19 protein-coding genes, 5 tRNA genes and 1 riboswitch are annotated in these 21,395 nt (G+C 62.8%); of the genes, 9 read left to right on the forward strand and 15 right to left on the reverse strand.

What is annotated here, in order from left to right:
* Positions 1-46: 46 nt before the first annotated feature.
* The 6 genes from HS961_RS00460 to HS961_RS00485 all read right to left on the reverse strand — a co-directional run bounded on the left by HS961_RS00460 (position 47) and on the right by HS961_RS00485 (position 1,733).
* Positions 47-121 (reverse strand) — tRNA-Thr (locus tag HS961_RS00460).
* A gap of 39 nt (positions 122-160) precedes the next feature.
* Positions 161-234, reverse strand: a tRNA-Gly gene (locus HS961_RS00465).
* Between the two features lie 53 nt (positions 235-287).
* A tRNA-Tyr gene (locus HS961_RS00470) sits at positions 288-373 on the reverse strand.
* A gap of 152 nt (positions 374-525) precedes the next feature.
* A tRNA-Arg gene (locus HS961_RS00475) sits at positions 526-602 on the reverse strand.
* 299 nt (positions 603-901) lie between these two features.
* Positions 902-977 (reverse strand) — tRNA-Arg (locus HS961_RS00480).
* 120 nt (positions 978-1,097) lie between these two features.
* The gene (locus HS961_RS00485) at positions 1,098-1,733 is read right to left on the reverse strand and encodes a TetR family transcriptional regulator (RefSeq protein WP_182325874.1); all 636 of its coding nucleotides are present in this window, start codon (positions 1,731-1,733) and stop codon (positions 1,098-1,100) included.
* A gap of 227 nt (positions 1,734-1,960) precedes the next feature.
* On the opposite strand from HS961_RS00485, the gene HS961_RS00490 reads away from it, so the two are divergent.
* The 4 genes from HS961_RS00490 (at position 1,961) to HS961_RS00505 (ending at position 9,015) form a co-directional block, all read left to right on the forward strand.
* Positions 1,961-3,280, forward strand: coding sequence for an efflux RND transporter periplasmic adaptor subunit (locus HS961_RS00490; RefSeq protein ID WP_238347896.1), 1,320 nt, complete (start codon positions 1,961-1,963; stop codon positions 3,278-3,280).
* A 15-nt stretch (positions 3,281-3,295) separates the two neighbouring features.
* Positions 3,296-6,514, forward strand: a complete 3,219-nt coding sequence (locus HS961_RS00495; RefSeq protein WP_182325876.1) for an efflux RND transporter permease subunit — start codon at positions 3,296-3,298, stop codon at positions 6,512-6,514.
* Entirely contained in the window at positions 6,507-7,946 is a 1,440-nt protein-coding gene (locus HS961_RS00500) for an efflux transporter outer membrane subunit (RefSeq protein WP_182325877.1), read from the forward strand. The genes HS961_RS00495 and HS961_RS00500 overlap by 8 nt, the downstream gene beginning before the upstream one ends.
* Before the next feature lie 193 nt (positions 7,947-8,139).
* Complete coding sequence (locus HS961_RS00505) at positions 8,140-9,015, forward strand: c-type cytochrome (RefSeq protein WP_182325878.1); 876 nt, start codon at positions 8,140-8,142, stop codon at positions 9,013-9,015.
* A gap of 29 nt (positions 9,016-9,044) precedes the next feature.
* On the opposite strand, the gene HS961_RS00510 is transcribed toward HS961_RS00505, so the two are convergent.
* Positions 9,045-9,614 carry a DUF2946 family protein gene (locus HS961_RS00510; RefSeq protein ID WP_182325879.1) on the reverse strand — a complete coding sequence of 190 codons (570 nt, stop codon included), beginning with the start codon at positions 9,612-9,614 and terminating at the stop codon, positions 9,045-9,047.
* Between the two features lie 129 nt (positions 9,615-9,743).
* On the opposite strand from HS961_RS00510, the gene HS961_RS00515 reads away from it, so the two are divergent.
* The 4 genes from HS961_RS00515 (at position 9,744) to HS961_RS00530 (ending at position 13,129) form a co-directional block, all read left to right on the forward strand.
* Entirely contained in the window at positions 9,744-10,346 is a 603-nt protein-coding gene (locus tag HS961_RS00515; RefSeq protein ID WP_182325880.1) for a LemA family protein, read from the forward strand.
* A 4-nt stretch (positions 10,347-10,350) separates the two neighbouring features.
* Positions 10,351-11,280, forward strand: coding sequence for a TPM domain-containing protein (locus HS961_RS00520; RefSeq protein ID WP_182325881.1), 930 nt, complete (start codon positions 10,351-10,353; stop codon positions 11,278-11,280).
* Entirely contained in the window at positions 11,280-11,798 is a 519-nt protein-coding gene (locus HS961_RS00525) for a TPM domain-containing protein (RefSeq protein ID WP_182325882.1), read from the forward strand. The genes HS961_RS00520 and HS961_RS00525 overlap by 1 nt, the downstream gene beginning before the upstream one ends.
* Before the next feature lie 149 nt (positions 11,799-11,947).
* A complete protein-coding gene (locus HS961_RS00530; protein ID WP_182325883.1) occupies positions 11,948-13,129 on the forward strand; it encodes a DUF1624 domain-containing protein in 1,182 nt (393 codons plus the stop codon).
* An 8-nt stretch (positions 13,130-13,137) separates the two neighbouring features.
* Here the strand turns inward: HS961_RS00530 and HS961_RS00535 are convergent, their stop codons facing one another.
* The 6 genes from HS961_RS00535 to HS961_RS00560 form a co-directional block, all read right to left on the reverse strand.
* Positions 13,138-13,527: a Fur family transcriptional regulator gene (locus HS961_RS00535; protein WP_182325884.1), complete on the reverse strand. Its 390-nt coding sequence runs from the start codon at positions 13,525-13,527 to the stop codon at positions 13,138-13,140.
* Positions 13,528-13,639: 112 nt separating this feature from the next.
* Positions 13,640-14,974: an OprD family outer membrane porin gene (locus HS961_RS00540; protein WP_202883134.1), complete on the reverse strand. Its 1,335-nt coding sequence runs from the start codon at positions 14,972-14,974 to the stop codon at positions 13,640-13,642.
* A gap of 31 nt (positions 14,975-15,005) precedes the next feature.
* Positions 15,006-15,428, reverse strand: a complete 423-nt coding sequence (locus HS961_RS00545) for a pseudoazurin (protein WP_182325885.1) — start codon at positions 15,426-15,428, stop codon at positions 15,006-15,008.
* A gap of 48 nt (positions 15,429-15,476) precedes the next feature.
* Positions 15,477-16,268, reverse strand: coding sequence for an ABC transporter ATP-binding protein (locus HS961_RS00550; RefSeq protein WP_182325886.1), 792 nt, complete (start codon positions 16,266-16,268; stop codon positions 15,477-15,479).
* A complete protein-coding gene (locus HS961_RS00555) occupies positions 16,265-17,332 on the reverse strand; it encodes a FecCD family ABC transporter permease (RefSeq protein ID WP_202883135.1) in 1,068 nt (355 codons plus the stop codon). Before HS961_RS00555 ends, HS961_RS00550 begins: the two co-directional genes overlap by 4 nt.
* Before the next feature lie 40 nt (positions 17,333-17,372).
* Positions 17,373-18,401: an ABC transporter substrate-binding protein gene (locus HS961_RS00560; protein WP_182325887.1), complete on the reverse strand. Its 1,029-nt coding sequence runs from the start codon at positions 18,399-18,401 to the stop codon at positions 17,373-17,375.
* 191 nt (positions 18,402-18,592) lie between these two features.
* Positions 18,593-18,827, reverse strand: a riboswitch (cobalamin riboswitch).
* Positions 18,828-18,918: 91 nt separating this feature from the next.
* Between HS961_RS00560 and HS961_RS00565 the strand changes: the two genes are divergently transcribed.
* Positions 18,919-19,404 carry a GNAT family N-acetyltransferase gene (locus HS961_RS00565; protein WP_238347728.1) on the forward strand — a complete coding sequence of 162 codons (486 nt, stop codon included), beginning with the start codon at positions 18,919-18,921 and terminating at the stop codon, positions 19,402-19,404.
* Between the two features lie 68 nt (positions 19,405-19,472).
* Here the strand turns inward: HS961_RS00565 and HS961_RS00570 are convergent, their stop codons facing one another.
* Positions 19,473-19,889 (reverse strand): F0F1 ATP synthase subunit epsilon, encoded by a 417-nt coding sequence (locus HS961_RS00570; RefSeq protein ID WP_182325889.1) that lies wholly within the window; start codon positions 19,887-19,889, stop codon positions 19,473-19,475.
* A 68-nt stretch (positions 19,890-19,957) separates the two neighbouring features.
* Positions 19,958-21,367, reverse strand: coding sequence for a F0F1 ATP synthase subunit beta (gene atpD / locus HS961_RS00575; RefSeq protein ID WP_182325890.1), 1,410 nt, complete (start codon positions 21,365-21,367; stop codon positions 19,958-19,960).
* Positions 21,368-21,395 lie beyond the last annotated feature (28 nt).

The following is a 21,395-nucleotide window of genomic DNA, read 5'->3' on the forward strand; positions in this document are numbered from 1 at the left end:
TAAACCTAATGGGATATAGCGCAACAAGAACCGTGCGCACTTAAAATGGTGCCCATGGGCAGGATCGAACTGCCGACCTCCCCCTTACCAAGGGGGTGCTCTACCACTGAGCCACATGGGCAATTTTTTCAAATTGCAACAGGATCGCTTTACTGCAGACTGGAGCGGGAGACGGGAATCGAACCCGCGTCATTAGCTTGGAAGGCTAGGGTTCTACCATTGAACTACTCCCGCATCAACCGCGCCATAAGCGCAATTGCTGCAAAGCTTTCTTCTTCAACCATTTCTGGTGGAGGGGACTGGATTCGAACCAGTGTAGGCGTAAGCCAACAGATTTACAGTCTGCCCCCTTTAGCCACTCGGGCACCCCTCCGAAGAAGAACTAGATTGTAGCATCATTTTTGGCTGTTTTTAGAAACTTCCGATTTCTCGTAAATTTCTTCCGGGAACGCAACCCGAACAAACCCCAAACAAAACTACTCTCTATATAAAAAGCCCCGAGACCTGAATCTCGAGGCTCTTATCTGGTGCGGCTGGCAGGAATTGAACCCACGACCCCTTGGTTCGTAGCCAAGTACTCTATCCAACTGAGCTACAGCCGCTAAGCTGCGTATTGTAGGGGGTTTTTGGATGCCTCGACTGAATTCGCGACATTTTTTCCAAGAAACCCGAGAATCACCTGCTGAACAGCGCCAAAAGCCAGCTCAACGCCTCATGGCCATCCCTTCTAGACACAGGATGCGCCTCGGTCTTGACCGCAGCACGGCGAGAGCTACCGCGTTGGGTGCATGCAAATGTCGATTGCCCCGGGCGCGCGGGTAGCCGAACAGCCAACAAAAAACCCGCCATGTGGATCCACATGCGGGTGTTGTGATGCGCGGCTAGCGCTGAGATGCTGAATTGGTGCGGCTGGCGGGGATCGAACCCACGACCCTTGGCTTCGGAGGCCAATACTCTATCCACTGAGCTACAGCCGCACAAGCTGCAGGCGCGCGGCCCACAGATCAGACTCGGCGATTATGGCATGGCTTGGGTACCCCGGGCTGCGACTTGCGCACAACGCAGGCAGAACCCTGCCGAACGCCGCAAGCCCTTCCCTACCCGCCTGTAGCCAGCTTGCTTGGCCCAAAGCCCAGGCCGGCCAGATAGGCCTCCACCGCCTTTTCGCCCATGCTGCGCAGCGGAAAGTTGCCCTCATTGAGCACCCATCCGTGGATCAGCCCGACAAACAAGGAGTGCAGACCCAGCGCAGCCTCTTGCGGGCTCATCTTCATGGCGACCTGATCCCGGCTGGCGGCCTGCTCCAGGTCGATGGCAAATTTGCGCTGTGAGCAGGCAAAGCTCTCGACATGGCCTTCGCGCACGCTCTCCAACTCGCCCACGTATTCGAGCTTGAACAGCGCGGTGTCAAACACCTTGCGGCGGCGTTCGTCCCCATCCATACTGTCAAAAACTGCATAAATTGATCTGCGAATTCGATCAAGAGGCGCCAGGTCGCCGTATTTGTCGTCACAAATTTCCTCAAAGGGCATGCAGATGCGATCGAGCATCGATGAAAACACATCGACCTTGTCTTTGAAGTGCCAGTACACCGCGCCGCGGGTTGCGCCTGCGCGCTGGGCGATCTCGTTGAGCGAGGCGCGGGCCACGCCCTTCTCGAAGAACACCTGTTCTGCCGCATCCAGCAGCTTGATGCGCGTCTCGTCCGCCTCTGCTTTGGTACGTCGTGCCATGCCTTTTTTCCGTTCTTGCAAGCACATGACCCCGGTTTGTCAACCCAAAGGCCATGCGATATTTATCAAATTTCCACAATTATACATTTACGCATGTATGTATAATCGCGCAGCAATTTCATGGGAATTGAGGATCATCCGCGACCGGATGTGAGACAAGCCCTGCAGGAGCCTTCGGGTTCGCCATCTTTCCATCTCTATCTACCGAAGGGACTTTCATGCAGCAAATGTATGAAGCAAACCAATCTACCGGGAACCTCCCAGCCTCTACCAGCAAGCGCCGCAAAGCCGGCGTGCTGGCCTTGACGCTGGTCGCCGCCCTGGTCTTGACCGCCTGCGGCAACAAAAAGGACGAGCAAGCAGCCCCACAAGGCGGCGCGCCCAAGCCTCCCGAAGTCAGCGTCCTGACGGTGAAGCTGGAAAGCATTCCTCTGGTCGCCGACCTGCCCGGTCGCCTGGAGCCCGTGCGCGTGGCCCAAGTAGGTGCGCGCGTGGCCGGTATCCTGCAAAAGCGCCTGTTCACCGAAGGCTCGGATGTGAAGGCCGGACAGGTGCTCTACCACATCGATAATGCGCCCTACCGCGCCAATCTGGAAAGCGCACAGGCGACTCTGGCCCAAGCCCAGGCCACCTTGGCCCAGGCTGCATCCACTGCCCGCCGCTACAAGCCGCTGGTCGAGGCCAACGCCATCAGCAAGCAGGAATACGATGTCGCCGTCGCCAACGAAAAGGCGGCGCTGGCCCAAGTGGCTGCTGGCAAGGCTGGCGTGACCAATGCCAACATCAACCTCGGCTATGCCGCTGTTACCGCGCCCATCTCCGGTCGCATTGGCCGCTCCTTGGTGACCGAAGGTGCGCTGGTCGGCCAAAGTGGTGTGACCGAGCTGGCCGTGATCCAGCAGATCAACCCGCTGTATGTGAACGTGACGCAGTCCTCGTCCGAGATCCTGCGCATGCGCGAAGCCCTCAAGACCGGCAAGCTGGCCAAGGCGGGCGATAACGCCGCCAAGGTCATCGTCTACACCGATGACGGCAAGCCTTATCCCCATCCCGGCAAGCTGCTGTTCACCGATCTGACGGTAGACCCCGCTACCGGCCAAGTGAGCGTGCGCGCCGAGCTGCCCAACCCCGAAAACATGCTGCTGCCGGGCATGTATGTGCGCGTGCACATCCAGGAAGCCCAAGTGGACAACGCCGTGCTGGTGCCCCAGCAAGCGGTGACCCGCAATGAGAAGGGCAATACCGTGATGATCGTCGCCGCTGACGGCTCGGTCAGCCCACGGGCCGTGCAGATCAGCCAGTCCAAGGGTACCAACTGGGTGGTGAGCGAAGGCCTGAAGGCTGGCGACCAAATCATGGTCGATGGCTTCATCAAGCTGGGCATGGGCGCGACACACGTCACGCCGGTGCCATGGAAGAACCCGAGCGACAAGGCCGCAGCGCCGGCGGCGCCAGCAGCAGGGGCAGCGCCCCAGGCGGATGCGCCGGCTGCGGACAAGCCCGCCGCTTCGGCAGATGCTGCAGGCAACGCCGCCTCCAGCAAATAAACAGGACACAGCGGAATGTCAAAGTTCTTTATTCACAGACCGATTTTTGCCTGGGTGATCGCGATCTTCGTGGTCCTCGCAGGTATCGTGTCCATTACCCGACTGCCAGTGGCGCAGTTCCCGAGCGTGGCACCGCCCACCATCACGGTGACGGCCACCTACCCTGGCGCAACCGCGCAGACCTTGACCGACTCGGTGCTGCAGCTGATCGAGCGCGAGATCAACGGCGCTGAAGGCCTGATGTACATGTCGTCGTCCGCCTCTGCCACCGGCAGCGGCGAGTTGACCGTGACCTTCGAGCCCGGCACCAATCCCGACCTGGCCCAGGTGGATGTGCAAAACCGGCTGGCCCGCGCCACGCCGCGCTTGCCCAGCATCGTGCAATCGCTGGGGGTGCGCGTCGACAAGTCGATGAGCAACTTCCTGATGATTCTGACCTTCCAGTCGGACACTGGCGAGACCTCACGTGACGAAATCTCCGATTACGTCAACCGCAATGTGGTGCCGGAAATCCAGCGCCTGAACGGCGTGGGCAAGGCCCAGCTGTTTGCGTCCGGCCGTGCCATGCGCGTCTGGGTCGATCCGGCCAAGCTGCAGGGTTACAGCATGTCGATCGCGCAGATCAATGCCGCGATTGCCGCGCAGAACCAGCAGATCTCAGGTGGCGCGCTGGGCGATACGCCAAGCCTGCCGGGCACCATGATGAATGCCACCATCGTTGTGCCAGGCCAGCTGTCCACGCCCGAAGAGTTTGGCGAGGTGGTGCTGCGCTCCAATTCGGATGGCTCGACCGTGCGCCTCAAGGACGTGGCCCGCGTGGAGCTGGGCGCTGAGAGCTATGCCACCAACTCGCGCCTGGACGGCAAGCCCGCCGTGGCGCTGGCGGTGCAGCTGACCTCGACCGCGAACGCGATGGCGACCGCCAAAGAGGTCTACAGCAAGATGGACGAGCTCGAACCCTTCCTGCCTGCGGGTGTGAAGTGGGCGGCGCCGTACGACACCTCGAAGTTCGTCAAGATCTCCATCGAAAAAGTGCTGCACACCCTGCTTGAAGCCATCGTGCTGGTGTTCATCGTGATGCTGATCTTCCTGCAGAACATTCGCTACACCTTGATCCCGACCATCGTCGTGCCTATCGCACTGCTCGGGGCCTTTGCGGTGATGTACAGCGTGGGGCTGACCATCAACATCTTGTCGATGTTCGCGATGGTGCTGGTGATCGGTATCGTCGTGGACGATGCGATTGTGGTGGTGGAGAACGTCGAGCGGATCATGTCCGAGGAGGGCTTATCGCCCAAGGACGCGACCATCAAGGCCATGGGCCAGATCCAGGGCGCTGTGGTCGGTATTACCGTGATTCTGGTGACGGTGTTCATCCCGCTGGCCATGTTCTCGGGCGCTACCGGCAATATCTACCGCCAGTTCTCGCTGGTGATGGCGATCTCGATCTTCTTCTCCGGCTTCTTCGCGCTGACCCTGACGCCTGCGCTCTGCGCCACCATGCTCAAGCCCATTCCCAAGGGCCATGCGCATGACAAGAAGACCGGCCTGCTGGGCCCCTTCTACAACTGGTTCAACCGCATGTTCGGCAAGGCCACCAAGGGCTACCAAAAGACCTTGATCGGTGTCGTCAAGCGCACCTTCCTGGCCTTCCTGGTCTATGCGGCGGTGATCGTTGGTGTGGTGTTCGGCTTCAAGGCCCTGCCCACCGCGTTCTTGCCGGTCGAAGACCAGGGCTATGTGATCTCGCTGGTTCAACTGCCCCCGGGTGCCACCCAGGAGCGCACCAGCGACACCATGAAGCAGCTGGAAGACTTTGTGTTGGCGCAACCAGAAACGGCCAATATCGTGAGCATTCTGGGCTTCAGTTTTGCGGGTCAAGCGCAGAACATGGGTCTGGCCTTTACCGTGTTCAAGGACTGGTCTGAGCGCACGGCACCGGGCTCGGATGCCTCGTCGTTCGCCGGCCGTGCCATGGGCGCCATGATGAGCCTGCGCGATGGCTTCATCTACACCCTGGTGCCACCGTCGATCTCCGAACTGGGCAACAGCGATGGCTTTACCTTCCGTCTGCAGGACCGGGGCAACCACGGCCATGCCGAGCTGCTCAAGGCCCGCAATGACCTGATCGCCAAGGCCAGCAAAAACGACATCCTGACGGGTATGCGTTTTGACGGTGTGGAAGATGCGCCGCAGTGGCAGGTGGATATCAACCGCAACGCGGTGTATGCACAAAAGGTCAACATGGGCGATATCGCCACGACCTTGTCGACCGCACTGGGTTCGAGCAACTCCAGCGACTTCCCGAACAATGGCTACATGCAGCGCGTCACTATCCAGGCCGACGCCGCTACCCGCATGCAGCCAGAGGACGTGCTGAAGCTGACGGTGCCCAATGCCGATGGCAAGCTGGTCGAGCTGTCGACCCTGGTGACTGCCAAGTGGATCACCGGCCCGATGCAAATGTCGCGCTACAACGGCTACCCCTCGATGAGCATCACCGGTCAGGCCAAGCCCGGCTACACCACGGGTGACGCCATGGCCGAGATGGAAAAGCTCTCCGCCGAGCTGCCGCAAGGCTTTGGCTACGAGTGGACCGGCCAGTCGCTGGACGAAAAGAAAGCCGGCTCGTCGGCAATGATCCTGTACGCGTTCTCGATCCTGGCGGTGTTCCTCTGCCTGGCAGCGCTGTATGAGAGCTGGAGCATCCCGCTGGCCGTGCTGCTGGTGGTGCCTTTGGGTGTGTTGGGCGCGGTGGCCGGTATGCACCTGCGCGGCATGCCCAATGACATCTACTTCCAGGTGGCGCTGATCACGGTGATTGGCTTGTCAGCGAAGAACGCCATCTTGATTGTCGAGTTCGCCAAGGACCTGCATGACCAGGGCATGAGTGCGCTTGATGCAGCGCTCGAAGCCGGTCACCTGCGCTTCCGCCCGATCTTGATGACCTCGCTGGCCTTCATCCTGGGTGTCGTGCCGCTGTACATCGCCTCGGGCGCCAGCGCCGTGAGTCAGCATGAGATCGGCACCGGCGTGTTCTGGGGCATGATCATCGGCACCTTCTTGGCCGTGTTCTTGGTGCCCGTCTTCTTTGTCGAGGTCTTCCGCCTGTTCGGCCGCAAGGGCGATCAGGACAAGGGACCGCACGGCAGCCCGCCTGCGCCGCATTCGCCTGATAGCGGACACGACGCGGTTCTGTCTGCCAATGTGGGGAAAGGAACCCACCATGAATAAGAAACTGATACCAACCGTTTTGGCTGCAGCCCTGCTGGCCTCGGGTTGCTCGCTGATTCCATCGCTGGACAAGCCAGCCACCCCGGTGGCTGCGCAGTACCCGGTGGCCACCGAGCAGACGCAGCAGGCTGCTGCCGATATTCCCTGGCAGAACTTCTTCACCGATACGCGGCTGCAGCAGCTGATCCAGACGGCGCTGGACAACAACCGTGACCTGCGCGTGGCGGTGCTCAACATCGCCCAGGCCCGTGCGCAGTACCAGATCCAGGACGCCCAGCGCTTCCCTGAAGTGGGCGTGTCTGCTGCGGCTTCGCGCCAGCGCAGCCAGATCACCAGCGGCTATGCCAATGCGTTCAGCGTCGGCGTGGGCATCCAGAGCTGGGAGATCGACTTCTTTGGCCGCATCAGCAGCCTCAAGGAGCAGGCGCTGGCCCAGTACCTGGCTACCGAAGAAGGTCGCAAGTCTGCCCAGATCAGCCTGGTGGCCTCGGTCGCCAATGCCTGGCTGACCTTGCAAGCCGACGAGGAGCTGATCGACATCTCGCGCCGCACCCTGGAGACGCGTGAGGAATCGATCAAGCTGTCCAAGCTGCGCCTGGATGCGGGTGTGGCCTCGGAGCTGGACTACCGCCAGGCCCAGTCGCTGACGGAGAACGCCAAGGCCACCCTGGCCCAGCAACTGCGCCAGCGCGCGCTGGACATCAACGCCCTGACCCTGCTGCTAGGCCAAACGCCGCCCGCCGAGCTGCTGACCAGCCTGCAAGGCAAGGGCCTGAGCGACCTGCCGGTGATGGCCGACGTGCCTCCCGGCCTGCCCTCGGACCTGATGCTGCGCCGCCCGGATCTGCGCCAGGCGGAGCTGACCATGGTCGCTGCGAACGCCAACATTGGCGCCGCACGTGCGCTGTTCTACCCGACGATCTCGCTGACGGCCAGCGCCGGTTTTGCCAGCTCCGAGCTGTCTGACCTGTTCGACTCCAAGTCCAAGGGCTTCACGATCGCGCCTTCGCTGTACCTGCCGATCTTCAATGCCGGCCGCAACCAGGCCAACCTGGAAGTGGCTGAAGTGCAGACCAAGATTGCCGCAACGCAGTACGAGAAGACCATCCAGACCGCGTTCCGCGAAGTCTCCGACGCGCTGGTCAGCCGCCAGACCCTGGCCGACCAGCTGCAGTCGCAGATGGCCCAGGTCGAAGCTGAATCGGCGCGCCTGAAACTGTCGGACCTGCGCTACAAGAACGGCGTGGCCAGCTACCTCGATCTGCTCGATGCCCAGCGTTCGCTGTTCACCCTGCAGCAGGCCGTGGTGCAAGTGCGCCTGACCCAGCTGCAAAACCAGGTGGGCTTGTACAAGGCCCTGGGTGGCGGCTGGACCGACGCGGCAGCGGCCGACACTGTCGCCCAGGCGGCCCCGACTGCTGGCAAACCATAGGTTCCAGCCCGCGACTGCGGCCCCACAATGGCTTGCCAGACCTGCTGGCAAGCCATTTTTTTATGCGCGCGTGGCGCCACTGTGGCTGATTGCCTGCAGGTATTTGCCCGGAGGCCCTGTAAAAAGACCCGTCGATATAATGATTTTGGCCTCTGCACGATGAACAACAAGCCCCCGAGACTTTGAGGAAGCCATGAGCGACATCCATCAAGAAGAAGCACATACAGGCCCCGTCAAATCACCCAAGCAATTTTTGTGGACGGTGATCTTCGCTTTTGTGGTTCCGGTCTTTGCCATCATTGGCTTGGTGACCTATGTGACCGCTGCCAACAAATCCGGCCCCGGTGCAGCCGATAACGCGGGCTCCATCGAAAGCCGCTTGCAAAAAGTCGGCTCGGTCGAGATACGCGATGCCAACCGCCCGCTCAAATCCGGCCAAGAGGTCTACCAGGCCCAGTGCGCCGCCTGCCACGCCACAGGTGCAGCCGGTGCCCCCAAGTTTGAAGACGCAGCCGCCTGGGCGCCGCGCATCAAGACCGGCCTCGAAGCGCTGGTGCACTCGTCCATCGCCGGCAAGGGCGCCATGGCCCCGCAAGGCGGTGGCGACTTTGAAGACACTGAAATTGCACGGGGTGTGGTCTACATGGCCAATGCCGCCGGCGCCAAGTTTGAAGAGCCCCAGCGCCCTGCTGCTACCAGCGCCGATGCAGGCAGTGCTGCTCCAGCCGCTACAGCGCCAGTCGCTGCTGCCACCGCAGCTCCTGCTGCGGCAGTTGCCGAACCAGCAGCAGCCGCTGCCCCTGCAGCCGCCGCAGCCACCGCCAGCGCTGCCGTCAATGGCAAGGCACTGTATGACAAGGCCTGCTTTGTCTGCCATGCCGCTGGCGTGGCAGGGGCGCCCAAGTTTGGCGACAAGGCCGCCTGGGCGCCTTATATCGCCCAGGGCATCGACAGCATGGTGAAGATCGCCATCAGCGGCAAGGGTGCGATGCCCCCGCGCGGGGGATCGAGCGCGTCGGATGAAGAGATCCATGCCGCCGTGCAGTACATGGTGGAGCAAGCGCAGTAAGCAGTGTGCGCACTCCATTCCCTCATAGATCAGGCCTCGCCCGCCGCCTTCCGCGCGGCTGGTGAGCGCACAAAGCCGTAGCGCTTCTCCAGCAGCACGCTGGCAACCTCGGAAGGCTCGGGCAACGCCCCCCGCTCCAAGGCCTGCGATACATCCAGCACATCCTGCGTATGCACGATGCCCAGACCCTGGTCGGTGTCCAGGTAAACGGCGCCTTGCTCATCTGCCAGCACCGCCCGCACCTGCACAGGCGCCAGCACCGCTCCAGTATGGGCATGCAAATGCAGGGCCTCATCGCGCCACTGCGCACGCCAGACCCAAGGGGTTGCCTCCAGCTCCACAAACACCTGCTGCGGCCCGTTCTGGAAGTACCAGCAGCCCTGCGCATCGGCCAGGTAGTTGCGGGCGATGAACTGGGCGAGCTTGTCATGCTCCACCCGCGAGCCCTTGGCGCCTGGCAGGCCACTGGTAAAAGCGCCCGCAGCCTGTGCCTGCGCATCACGCATCCACCAGTTGCCGCGCGCATCCAACGCCAGCCAGCCCCAGCAGGCGGGTACATTCGGCCATTTGGCCATGGCTTGTTTCACGATATCGTCCATCCAGCGATCCTACTGCATGCCCCACCGCAGGCATGCCGGTGATGCACCCCTCACACCGTCAATAATCGCTGACAATGCGCCGCTGCCAGATAGGTAACAATGGCGGCACTTAACTGGCAAGGAGCCCTCATGAACGCATGGAAACGATTTCTGGTGGTGGCAGCGGCAGCGCTGGCACTGACGGGCTGCGGCTACAACGATTTTCAACGGCTGGACGAAGAATCCACGGCCGCCTGGAGCGAGGTGCTGAGCCAGTACCAGCGCCGTGCGGACCTGGTGCCCAACATCGTGGCCTCCGTCAAGGGTGAGGCCAACTTTGAGCAGGACACCTTGACCAAGGTGATCGAAGCACGCTCCAAGGCCACCTCGATCCAGGCCACTCCTGAGCTGGTGAACAACCCCGAGGCGTTCAACAAGTTCCAGCAAGCCCAGGGCGAGCTGTCGAGCGCCTTGTCGCGTCTGATGGTGGTGTCGGAGCGCTACCCCGAGCTCAAGGCCAACCAGGCCTTCCGCGACCTGCGCGTGACCCTGGAAGGTACGGAAAACCGCATTGCCGTGGCGCGTGACCGCTATATCGGCACCGTCAAGGCCTACAACATCAAAGCCCGGCAGTTCCCCACCAACCTGACGGCCAAGGTCTTTGGCTACCAGCCCAAGGCCAATTTCACGGTGCAGAACGAGGCGCAGATTTCCCAGCCGCCGACCGTGGACTTCTCGTCTGAGCGGAAGTAAGCGCATGTCCTGGATGCCTGCTTGGCGCCCCCGGCTGGCCTGGCTGCTGGCGCTGGTGGCGGCTGTGCTGCTGCCCTGGCTCACAGTGCCAGCACTGGCCGCCGTGCAGCCGGTGCCGGCACTCAGCGCCCATGTGATCGACCAGACCGCCACCTTGAGTGCGCAAGAGACGGCCCAGCTCGAAGCCCAGCTGACCGCGCTGGAGCGCGACACCGGCGCGCAGGTGGTGGTACTGATGGTGTCCAGTACCAACCCCGAAGACATTGCGGCGTATGCGCACCGCGTGGCCAGCACCTGGATGATTGGCCGCAAGGACGTGGGCGATGGCCTGCTGGTGCTGGTCGCCAAGGATGACCGGCGCATGCGCATCGAGGTCGCCAAAACCTTGGAAGGCGCAGTCCCCGACCTGCGGGCTGCCCGCATCATTGACGAGACGATGAAGCCGGCCTTCCAGGCGGGCAAGTTTGCGACTGGCATTGGCGACAGCGTGGCGCAGATCAGCGCCCTGATCAAGGGCGAGGCACTGCCCGCGCCCAGCACCCGCACCAGCAACCAGACCTCGTCATCCTTGCCGGATGACCCGGCGCAGCTGCTGCTGTTCTTCTTTATCTTTGTGATGGTGGGCGGCAGTGTGCTGCGCGGCCTCATGGGCCGGGCGCTGGGCTCGCTGGCCACCGGTGGCGCAGCCGGCCTGGTGGCGGCCTGGCTCACATCGAGTGTGCTGCTCGGCATAGGCGCTGGCGTCGCCGCGCTGTTTGTCGTTTTGCTGGCCGGCACCATGCGCGGTGGCAGCTCGATTGGCGGCGGGGGCGGTGGCTTTGGTGGCGGAGGCGGATTCGGCGGTGGTGGATTTGGCGGCGGCGGTGGCGGCGGCGGATTCAGCTCTGGCGGTGGTGGCAATTTTGGGGGCGGTGGCGCCTCGGGGAGCTGGTGATGGGCCATTGGTTGCAACGCTGGGGCAGGCAACTGCGCCACCGCTTTCTGGAGCGCGATGCCTCCTATGCCCTGCCCGACGATGCCCGGCAGCGCCTGGCGCACGCCATTGCGGCCTCGGAGGCCAAGCACAGCGGCCAGATCCGCGTCTATGTGGAAAGCGCCCTGCCCTGGAGCTACATCCGCCGCGATGCGCCTGCCCGCGAGCGCGCGGTGATGCAGTTTGGCAAGCAGCGCGTTTGGGACACCGAGCACAACAATGGCGTGCTCATCTACCTGCTGCTGACCGACCATGCGATTGAAATCGTCGCCGACCGCGGCGTTTCGCGCTGCATCAGCGGCCCTGAGTGGCAGGCCATGGTGAACAGCCTGGCCACCGACTTGCGCAGCGGCCAGTACGAAAAGGCATTGCTGGCAGCCATTGGCCAGGTCTCGCGCCATCTGGAGCTGCAGTTTCCGCGCAACGCCCAGTCAGCACCGTCGACCAACGAGCTGGACGACGGCCTGCTGCTGGGCTGAGACAAGCGCAGCCGCGCAACAACAGCCTGCGCGGGACGCGCGCTGGCAGATTTCGGCCGACCAGCCGGAAACGGCAGACGATATAAATGATAATGCGCAATCAATATCATTTGAGACGCTTTCTTCGTCTGCGTTTTTTCGTCTGCCCCATGTCCTCCGACACCCCCATTCCCCTCCCCCGCACCACCCCGGGCGCCAGCCGCCTGCAATCCATCGATGCACTGCGCGGCCTGGTCATTCTCTTCATGCTGATCGACCATGTGCGCGAGACCTTCTACCTGCACCACCAGGTGCCGGACCCGATGGATGTTTCGACCACCGCACCCGAGCTGTTTTTCAGCCGCATGCTGGCGCATCTGTGCGCGCCGGTGTTTGTGCTGCTGACGGGCTTGTCGGCCTTTTTGTACGGCAGCAAGTATGAAGACGGGCGCGCGGCAGCCTCGGGCTTTCTCTTCAAACGCGGGCTGTTCTTGGTGCTGCTCGAAGTGACCGTGGTCAACTTTGCCTGGACCTTCCAGTTCCCGCCCACCAAGATCTTTTTGCAGGTGATCTGGGCCATTGGCCTGTCGATGCTGGCGCTGTCGGCGCTGGTGTGGCTGCCCCGGCGGCTGATCATTCCGCTGGGTGTGTTGCTGGTTGCAGGCCATAACCTGCTCGACCACCTGCACTTTGCGCCCGACCATGCGATGCACACGCTCTGGGCGGTGCTGCATGACCGGGGCTGGATAGAGGTAACCGAGACCTTGCGGTTGCGCACCTCCTACCCGCTGCTGCCCTGGATTGGCGTGATTGCGCTGGGTTATGCGATGGGCCCCTGGTTTGCCAAGGGCACTGATGCGCTGCAGCGCCAGCGCCGCTTGCTGGTCTGGGGCCTGGGCTTGCTGGCGGGTTTTGTGCTGCTGCGTGCTGCCAATGTGTATGGCGACAAACCCTGGGTGGCGGCCGATTCGCTGCTGGTCAGCGTGATGGGCTTTTTGAACATCACCAAGTACCCGCCATCGCTGCTGTTTCTGGCGCTAACCGTGGGTATCGGCCTGCTGCTGCTGCGCGCCTTTGAGCGCCGGGCGGGTGCAGGCTGGCTGCTGCCACTGACCGTGTTTGGCGCAGCGCCGATGTTCTTCTACGTGCTGCACCTCTATGTGCTCAAGCTGCTGTACCTCGGCGCCCAAGCGATCTGGGGCAATAACTATGGTGAGTTGTTTGGCTTTGGCGCGATGTGGATGGTCTGGCTCACCACCGTGGTGCTGGGCTTTGCGCTCTACCCACCGGTGAAGGCCTTTGCCGCCTTCAAGGCCCGCCGACGCGATATCGCCTGGCTCAAGTACCTCTAAGCTGCGCCTCAGGCCGCTGGGCCTGCGCCACTGCGGCAGTCCTCGCACTGGCCGTAGAGGGTAATCTCATGGCCCTCGACCAGAAAGCCCGGCGGCGCCATCCCTTTGAGGTCGCCCGGGCAGGCCTGGATATCAAACACCCGCCGGCAGCTGTTGCATTGGAAGTGGTGGTGGTGGTCATGCGTGGCCGGCTCGTAAAGCGGCAGGCCACCGGGCAAGGTCACCACGCGCAGCAAGCCCTCTTCCGTCATCGATTTGAGGTTGCGGTAGACGGTGGCAATGCCCAGCGCCGGCAGGGCCGCGCCCGCAATCTCCAGCACCTCTTGGGGCGAGAGAGGACGGCCCTGCGATGCAAAGGCATCGGCAATGGCTGCGCGCTGGCGGGTAGGACGTTGCATGGTCTGGCAGGGCGTTCTCAAGAACGGGTGGGCAATCGGGGGAGCGCCCATCATAGCTGCTCAGACAGCAGCCTGCAGTCTGCTCCGCAGCACCTGCGCCCCTGGCCCAGCGTCAGAAGATCTGCATCGGCATCTCGGCCAGCAGCCGCACTTGGTTCACATTCAGCTCGCCCTGGCTGCTGTTGGCCCGGTGTACGCCATAGCGCAGCTGCAGCGCCAGCCCCTTGGCCTGCCCTTGCTGCACGGTGTAGCGCAGCAGCATGTCGCGCTCCCAGTGCCGGCCGCCACTGCCGCTGGCGCCCAGGTAGTTGGCGTACACGCTGCCAGCGCGGCGGTAGTCAATGCCCGAGCCCCGTGTGTAGGCGACGCCCGCGCGCAGGCCCGGCGTCAGCCACTGGCCCAGATCGGCCTCGTACTTGAGCTGCCACGAGGCCTCGTGCGGCGCGTTGAAGTCCGACAGCTGCATCGCGTTCTCTAACCAAATGGAGCCCCGGTTGACATAGTCAAACGGCGTGTCGCCATCCACCTTCTGGTACCCCAGGCCCAGCTGGTGCATCCCAGCGGCATAGGTGGCCATCAGGCTCCAGGTCAAGTTATCCACCCGGCCTGCCTTGGCGGCGCCGGTGTCTTTGTTGCGGTACAGGTTCAGGCTCAGCGACAGGCTTTGCTTATCAGCCAGCGCCCTTTTGTAGAAGCCGCCCAGGTACCAGGTGTTCCAAACGTCCTCGTATTGGCCGACATAGCTCGACAGGCTCAGCCCATTCCAAGGCGTTGTCCAGCTGCCGCCCGCAAAGCTGAAGGCATCGCCTTGCACGCCCGAGTAATTGGCCAACAACGGCTGGCCGTTTTTGCGGGCATTGCGATCGGCCCAGCGGGTAAAGCGGCCGGCCTGCAGGCTCAGCTGCGGAATATCGTTGCTGCTGATCAGCCAGCCCCGGTTGGTCTCCGGCAGCAAACGCGTGTCGGACGAGTGGAAGATCGGGTTCTTGGTGCGCATCTCGCCGACCTTCAGCTCGGTCGATGACCAGCGCAGCTTGAGGACAGCCCCCGCGCGGCCAAAGCTGTCTTGGAGATCACTGCCGTCCTTGGCGATATAGCGCGGATTGCTGCGCACCTTGTCCGCATCCGAGCCCAGGTTGAGCCCCCCATAGGCATGGGCATCGAGCCCCAGGCCGATGAGACCCTGGGTGTAGCCCGAGCTGAAGTTGAGCATCAGCCCATAGCCTGCCTCGCGCGCCTCGTCGGAGCGCGCGCCGCCAGACACCACCCGGGTGCTGTCGCCGCGCCGGTAGTCCAGCTGCTCCACCACCATGCGGTTGACGAGGCCCAGACTCGCGCCTTCGACCAGGCCCTTGGCCTCGTCCTGCGCGCCTGCCTGGGCTTGGCCAGCGGCCACGGCCAATACCGCCAGGCCGCTGATACGGGCCATCAATGTGAAATAGTTCATGCTTGTAAATTGCCCAAATTGCGGTGGCCGTTCAGCGCGGCGCCGATGCGCGGCTGACGATGTCCTTGAAGCGCTGCTGCGCACGCTCAGGCACCTCAGCGGGTACCTGCAGGCCAGACAGCGGCACATCGCCGACCTGCACCAGCATGACCATGCCCATCGCGTAATGAGGCAGGCACTGCACGCCATAGAGGCCTGTGGCATCAAAGCTGACTTCGATCTCCTCATTGATCTTGCCCTTGAAGGGCTTGGCACCGGCAGGCGCCATGCCCGGGATGCTGACGGCATCATGGCCATTGCTGCTGGCCAGAAACTTGATCTTGTCGCCCGGCTTGAGCTTCAGAAACTCGGGCTCATAGGTCATCGCGCCGGTGGCGCTGCGGTTGCGCATGTGGACCTCAAAGGTCTCGGCTGCTGCCTGGCTGCACAGCAAGGCGCTCAACACAAGCGGCATACAGACTCGGAAAACTGGGAAGACTGGGAGGGGCATATCGGGTCACCGTCAAGAAGAAGAAAGCGGACGAAAACGCAGCACACGGCTGCCGTCCCAGGGGTCGACCAGGGTGCTGGCCTCCACGCGAAAAACCTGCGCTAGCAGAGCGGCATCCAGCACCTGCGCGGGCGCGCCCAGCGCCACCAGCCGGCCCTGCTGCATGACGGCAACGCGGTCGCAGGCGAGGGCCTGGTTCAGGTCATGCAGCGCCACGACCTTGGTGACGGGCAAGGCGCGGATCAGCGCCATCAGCGACAGCTGCTGGTGGATATCGAGGTGGTTGCAGGGCTCATCGAGCAGCAGCACGCCGGGTTGCTGCGCCAGGGCCCGGGCAATGTGTACACGCTGGCGTTCGCCGCCCGAGAGGCTGTGCCAGGCGCTGTGGCGTTTGGCCTCCATGCCCACGGCGTTGAGGGCTTGCTGCACGGCATCCCAATCCTGCAGCGAAAAAGGCTGCAGCGCCGACAACCAGGGTGTGCGCCCCAGCGCCACCGCATCCTCGACGCTGATGGCATCCTGCGTCTCGGCCATTTGCGCGACCAGGGCCAGCTCACGCGCAATGGCGCGACGCCCCATCTTCTGCAGCGGTTGGCCCTGCAGCAATACCTGGCCTTCGTTAGGCTGGATGACCCCGGCCAGCAAGCGCAGCAGGCTCGATTTGCCCGAGCCATTGGGCCCTATCAAACCCAGCATCTCGTGGCGCTGCACCGGCAGCGTTACCTGGTCCACAATGCGCTGGCCCTGCAGCCGCAAGCCCAGCGCGCAGGCTTGCAACACCACGCCATCGGCGGCCGCGATCATCGCTGCCTCCGCTGGCTTCTGAGCAAGATGCAGGCAAACACCGGCGCGCCAACCAGGGCGGTGATCACGCCAATCGGCAGCACCTGGCCGCGTATGAGAGTGCGCGAGAGTACATCGGCAGCGATCAGAAAAATGGCGCCCATCATTGCGCTGGCGGGCACCAGGCGGCGGTGGCGCACCCCCACCAGCATGCGCGCGGCATGCGGAATCACCAGGCCGACAAAGCCAATCGCGCCGACGATGGAGACCATGACGGCGGTCATCAGCGCAGCCACCAGCAACAGCACCAGTTGCACCCGGCGCACCGGCACACCGAGCGCAGCAGCCGATTCACTGCCGAAGGTAAAGGCATCGAGCGCCCGCGTGTGCAGCAGGCAGAGCAGCAGGCCGGTGATGGCGATGCAGGCCGTGAGCACGGTATCGGGCCAGCGCACGCCGCTCAGGCTGCCCAACAGCCAGAACATGATGCCCCGGGCCTGCTCGGCGCTGCCTGATTTGGTGATGATCAGCGAGGTCAGCGCATTGAAGAGCTGCGAGCCCGCAATGCCGGCCAGCACAATCTGCCCGCCATTGCGCAAGCCACCGCTGCCGGCGGCATGGGCCAGCAGGGCCACCAGCGCAAACGCACAGAGCGCGCCAAAAAAGGCGCCCACGGTCATCGAGATGGCGCCGGCGCCAATGCCCACGACCGACACCAGCACCGCACCGGTAGAGGCCCCGGCGGAGATACCAAGCAGATAGGGCTCGGCCAGCGCATTGCGCAGCATGGATTGCAGAATGACGCCGGCGACCGCCAGGCCCGCGCCGCAGCTGGCCGCGACCAGGGCCCGAGGCAGGCGGTAGTTCCAGACGATGCCCTGGCTGATCGGATCAATGGCGTAGTTGGCCCCAAACAGCTTGTTGGCCAGCACCTGCAGCACCAGGCTGGGCGACAGCGCGGTTTCGCCAATGGCAATGCCCAGCGCCACGCTCAGCAGCAGCGCAAGGGCGGCACCCAGGCCCAGCAAGGCCCAGTGCAGCGGCTTGCGCAGCGCCGATGCAGCGGCCACAGGCGCAGCGCTCATGGGCATGCCGGGCTTGGTACCAACGCGCACGCAACCGGCATCAACGGCCGGCCGGCTGGGCGAGCTTCAGCACGGCATCGCTGATCTGCTCCATACCATCGACTACGCGGATCGAGCCCTGCAGCGCATCGGCATCGACAATGACAATGCGGTTGTTCTTGACCGCATCCATGTGCTGGGTGACGGGGTCCGTTTTCAAGAAATCCAGCTTCTTCTGGTAGTCATCGGCCGGAAAACGACGGCGGTCCATGCGGGCAATGACCAGGATCGAGGGGTTGGCTTTGGCAATCGTCTCCCAGCCCACGGTGGGCCATTCTTCGGACGAGTCGACGATATTGCGCAGGCCCAGGGTCTGCAGCATGTAGCCAGCAACCCCGTTCTTGCCGGCCATATAAGGATCAATGGCCAGGTCGGCGCTGGAGAACCACAGCGCGGCTGTGAGCTGGGGCTGCTGGGCGGCCTTGACCTTGGCCACTGCCTTGGCCTGGCGCTCGCGCAGATCCTTGACCAGGCGCTCGCCCTGGGGCTGCACATCAAACAGCTGCGCCAGTTGCGTGATGCTCTTGTAGAGCGCCTGCACATCGTAGGCCGAGGTGCGGGTGCCGTCTGCACCTTTGAGGTTGTTCTTGCCTTCGCAATCAGACGGCATCGCATAGGTGGCGATGCCCAGGTCATGGAACTGCTCGCGCGTGCCGACCACGCCATCCTTGCCGACCATCCATTCGAACTGCGACACCACCAGCGCCGGGCGCTTGCCGATCACCGACTCAAAGCTGGGATCGTTGTCCGCCAGGCGCGGCACCTTGTCGTTGATGGCCTTGAACGGGGGCAGCACGGCATTGAACCACAGCGATGTGCCTACCACCTTGTCACCCAGGCCCAGCGCATACAGCATCTCGGTGCCGGCCTGGCCAATGGTGACGACCGAGGCAGGTGGCTGTTTGAGCGACACGGTATAGCCGCAGTTTTGCAGCTGCATCGGATAAGGGGCAGCCGAGGCGGACAGGGAAGTCAACAAGGAAGTGGCCAGCAGGCCAGGCAGCACAAAACGGCGAACGGAAATCAACATCGTCTCTCCAGCAAGAGGCAAGGCATGCCAAGGCTGCGCGAGCCGATCCGGTGCTGAGAGGCTGCCTGGTTCATCCAGGGCAGCCTTGCGCAGACAAGACGCTGCTCACCGCCCGGACACCCCGCCGGTCATGATCAAAAACATGCGCGCATCCGCCAATGCCAGGCCTGCATCGCAGACCTGCGCATGGAGAGGGCACGCATGGCTTTGGCAGGTTTCCTGACTGGCTGGTCTACGCAGGCCATCGCCTTCCCAAACCCTGAGGTTCAGTGGCAGATGGATGGCATGCTCGCGGCCTACAGTTGCGGGGGCAGTTCCGTTGAAGGGCGCTGGCTGTTGGCAGTTGGCTGGCCCTGCTGGATTCCCTCATGCAGTGGCCATGTGCCGGCCGCATGTTCTGGCGAAACCAAAGTGGCTGTAATGTAGCCGATTTCTGTGGCCTACATGCTAAGCTCGCCCGCGCATGCATGCCCTGAACCACGCTCCAGACCCGTCCCCTCCATGCCGTGTCACGCGCGTGGAGACACTTGCCCCGGTGGCCGATTTTTTGCAGGCAGCGCGCCAAGCAATGTTTGGCGACCGGGTCGCAACCACCTCACCGCAGGCGGATCTGCGCGACTTTGCCAAGGTGTATGCGTCATCCGGCGGCTGCATGCTGGCAGCACGTGACAGCAGCGCTGCAGTGGTGGGCAGTATTGCCTACCGGCCCTATGACGGGCGTTTTGCGCAGTTGGACGTGCCTAGCGCCGACACGGTGGAGGTCGTGCGGCTTTTTATTGCACCGGCCTGGCGCAGGCGCGGGCTGGCAGGCGTGCTGTTTGCCCAGCTAAAGCAGCATGCGCTGCAGCACGGCGTGCAGCGCATGTATTTGCACACCCACCCTTTTCTTCCTGGTGCCCAAATGTTTTGGCAGCAGCAGGGCTTTGTGGTGTTGCACCAGGATGCCGACCCGCTGTGGCAAACCATTCATATGCAGATGGCCTGCCTATCACCCCAGGACTGAGCATTTGTGGCGCACAAAAAAGCCACCGCAAGCGGTGGCCTTTCAGGGGTAGTTGCGCAGACAGCGGATCAGCGCTTCTTGCGGTATTTTTGCAGGGCTGCAATCTGGGCGGCCATCACGGACAGCTCGGATTGGGCCTTGGCCAAGTCAAGCTCGCCCTTGGCGTTCTTGAGGGCTTCTTCAGCCTTTTGCTTGGCTTCAACCGCCTTTTGCTCGTCCAGGTCCTTGCCGCGCACAGCGGTGTCGGACAGCACGGTCACGCAGTCGGGTTGCACTTCGAGAATGCCACCAGCCACGAAGATGAATTCTTCGCTGCCGTCGGCCTTCTCAATGCGTACCGAACCCGGCTTGATGCGGGTGATCAACGGCGTGTGGCGGGCGTAGATACCGAGTTCGCCCATTTCACCAGGCAAAGCCACAAAGCGGGCTTCACCGGAGAAGATGGATTCTTCAGCACTGACCACATCAACGTGGAAGGTGTTCATCTTTGATCCTCAGAGTGAAAAAGAAACAAGTCCGCCGGGATGGGCTGCATGGCTGCAGCCCGACCCAGTTAGGCTTGCATCTTCTTCGCCTTCTCGATGGCTTCGTCGATCGTGCCAACCATGTAGAAGGCTTGCTCAGGCAGGTGGTCGCACTCGCCGTTGACGATCATCTTGAAGCCGCGGATGGTTTCCGACAGCGGCACGTACTTGCCTGGAGCGCCCGTGAACACTTCAGCAACGTGGAACGGCTGCGACAGGAAACGCTGGATACGGCGAGCGCGGGCCACGACGAGCTTGTCTTCGGGAGCCAGTTCGTCCATACCCAGAATCGCGATAATGTCGCGCAGTTCGGTGTAGCGCTGCAGGGTGCCCTGCACTTGGCGGGCCACGGTGTAGTGCTCTTCACCCACCACTTGGGGGTCCAGCTGGCGGCTGGTCGAGGACAGCGGATCCACGGCAGGGTAGATACCCAGCGAGGCGATGTCACGCGACAGTGCCACGGTGGAGTCCAAGTGGGCGAAGGTCGTTGCTGGCGATGGATCGGTGTAATCGTCCGCTGGCACGTAAACGGCCTGGATCGAGGTGATCGAACCGACCTTGGTCGAGGTGATACGCTCTTGCAGACGGCCCATTTCTTCGGCCAGCGTAGGCTGGTAGCCCACAGCCGAAGGCATACGGCCCAGCAGTGCGGACACTTCGGTACCGGCCAGGGTGTAGCGGTAGATGTTGTCCACGAAGAACAGCACGTCCTTGCCTTCGTCACGGAAGGCTTCGGCCATGGTCAGACCGGTCAGCGCAACGCGCAGACGGTTGCCTGGTGGCTCGTTCATCTGGCCGTACACCATGGCAACCTTCGAGTCGTTCAGCGACTCTTGGTTCACCACACCGGCGTCCGACATTTCGTGGTAGAAGTCGTTACCTTCACGGGTACGCTCACCCACACCAGCAAACACGGACAAGCCGCTGTGTGCCTTGGCGATGTTGTTGATGAGCTCCATCATGTTCACGGTCTTGCCCACACCGGCGCCACCGAACAGACCCACCTTGCCGCCCTTGGCGAACGGGCACACCAGGTCGATCACCTTGATGCCAGTTTCCAGCAGTTCTTGTGCAGGTGCCAGCTCGTCATAAGCGGGCGCCTTGCGGTGGATGGAAGCCGTCAGCGTCTGGTCCACAGGACCGCGTTCGTCGATGGGGTTACCCAGCACGTCCATGATGCGGCCGAGCGTTGCCTTGCCCACGGGCACGGTGATCGCCTTGCCGGTGTTGGTGACCATCAGGCCACGCTTGAGACCGTCGGACGAACCCAGCGCAATGGTACGCACCACGCCGTCACCCAGCTGCTGCTGCACTTCCAGCGTCAAGGCGGTGCCTTCGAGCTTCAGTGCGTCATACACGCTAGGCACGCTGCCGTGGGGGAACTCAACGTCCACCACCGCACCGATACATTGAACAATCTTGCCTTGTACTTGAGCCATTTGTTGCTCCAATATTGATTTCAGTCGA

This window comes from Comamonas piscis, from assembly GCF_014109725.1.
In the GTDB taxonomy this organism is placed as follows: Bacteria; Pseudomonadota; Gammaproteobacteria; order Burkholderiales; family Burkholderiaceae_C; genus Comamonas; species Comamonas piscis.

Excerpts from the sequence above, each read along its gene's own strand:
- HS961_RS00530 (WP_182325883.1), top strand. The coding sequence starts at position 11,948 with ATGTCCTCCGACACCCCCATTCCCCTCCCCCGCACCACCCCGGGCGCC.
- HS961_RS00540 (WP_202883134.1), bottom strand. The coding sequence starts at position 14,974 with ATGAACTATTTCACATTGATGGCCCGTATCAGCGGCCTGGCGGTATTG.
- HS961_RS00545 (WP_182325885.1), bottom strand. The coding sequence starts at position 15,428 with ATGCCGCTTGTGTTGAGCGCCTTGCTGTGCAGCCAGGCAGCAGCCGAG.
- HS961_RS00515 (WP_182325880.1), top strand. The coding sequence starts at position 9,744 with ATGAACGCATGGAAACGATTTCTGGTGGTGGCAGCGGCAGCGCTGGCA.
- HS961_RS00505 (WP_182325878.1), top strand. The coding sequence starts at position 8,140 with ATGAGCGACATCCATCAAGAAGAAGCACATACAGGCCCCGTCAAATCA.
- HS961_RS00520 (WP_182325881.1), top strand. The coding sequence starts at position 10,351 with ATGTCCTGGATGCCTGCTTGGCGCCCCCGGCTGGCCTGGCTGCTGGCG.
- HS961_RS00485 (WP_182325874.1), bottom strand. The coding sequence starts at position 1,733 with ATGGCACGACGTACCAAAGCAGAGGCGGACGAGACGCGCATCAAGCTG.
- atpD (WP_182325890.1), bottom strand. The coding sequence starts at position 21,367 with ATGGCTCAAGTACAAGGCAAGATTGTTCAATGTATCGGTGCGGTGGTG.
- HS961_RS00510 (WP_182325879.1), bottom strand. The coding sequence starts at position 9,614 with ATGGACGATATCGTGAAACAAGCCATGGCCAAATGGCCGAATGTACCC.
- HS961_RS00490 (WP_238347896.1), top strand. The coding sequence starts at position 1,961 with ATGTATGAAGCAAACCAATCTACCGGGAACCTCCCAGCCTCTACCAGC.
- HS961_RS00555 (WP_202883135.1), bottom strand. The coding sequence starts at position 17,332 with ATGAGCGCTGCGCCTGTGGCCGCTGCATCGGCGCTGCGCAAGCCGCTG.
- HS961_RS00550 (WP_182325886.1), bottom strand. The coding sequence starts at position 16,268 with ATGATCGCGGCCGCCGATGGCGTGGTGTTGCAAGCCTGCGCGCTGGGC.
- HS961_RS00570 (WP_182325889.1), bottom strand. The coding sequence starts at position 19,889 with ATGAACACCTTCCACGTTGATGTGGTCAGTGCTGAAGAATCCATCTTC.
- HS961_RS00525 (WP_182325882.1), top strand. The coding sequence starts at position 11,280 with ATGGGCCATTGGTTGCAACGCTGGGGCAGGCAACTGCGCCACCGCTTT.
- HS961_RS00500 (WP_182325877.1), top strand. The coding sequence starts at position 6,507 with ATGAATAAGAAACTGATACCAACCGTTTTGGCTGCAGCCCTGCTGGCC.
- HS961_RS00495 (WP_182325876.1), top strand. The coding sequence starts at position 3,296 with ATGTCAAAGTTCTTTATTCACAGACCGATTTTTGCCTGGGTGATCGCG.
- HS961_RS00560 (WP_182325887.1), bottom strand. The coding sequence starts at position 18,401 with ATGTTGATTTCCGTTCGCCGTTTTGTGCTGCCTGGCCTGCTGGCCACT.
- HS961_RS00535 (WP_182325884.1), bottom strand. The coding sequence starts at position 13,527 with ATGCAACGTCCTACCCGCCAGCGCGCAGCCATTGCCGATGCCTTTGCA.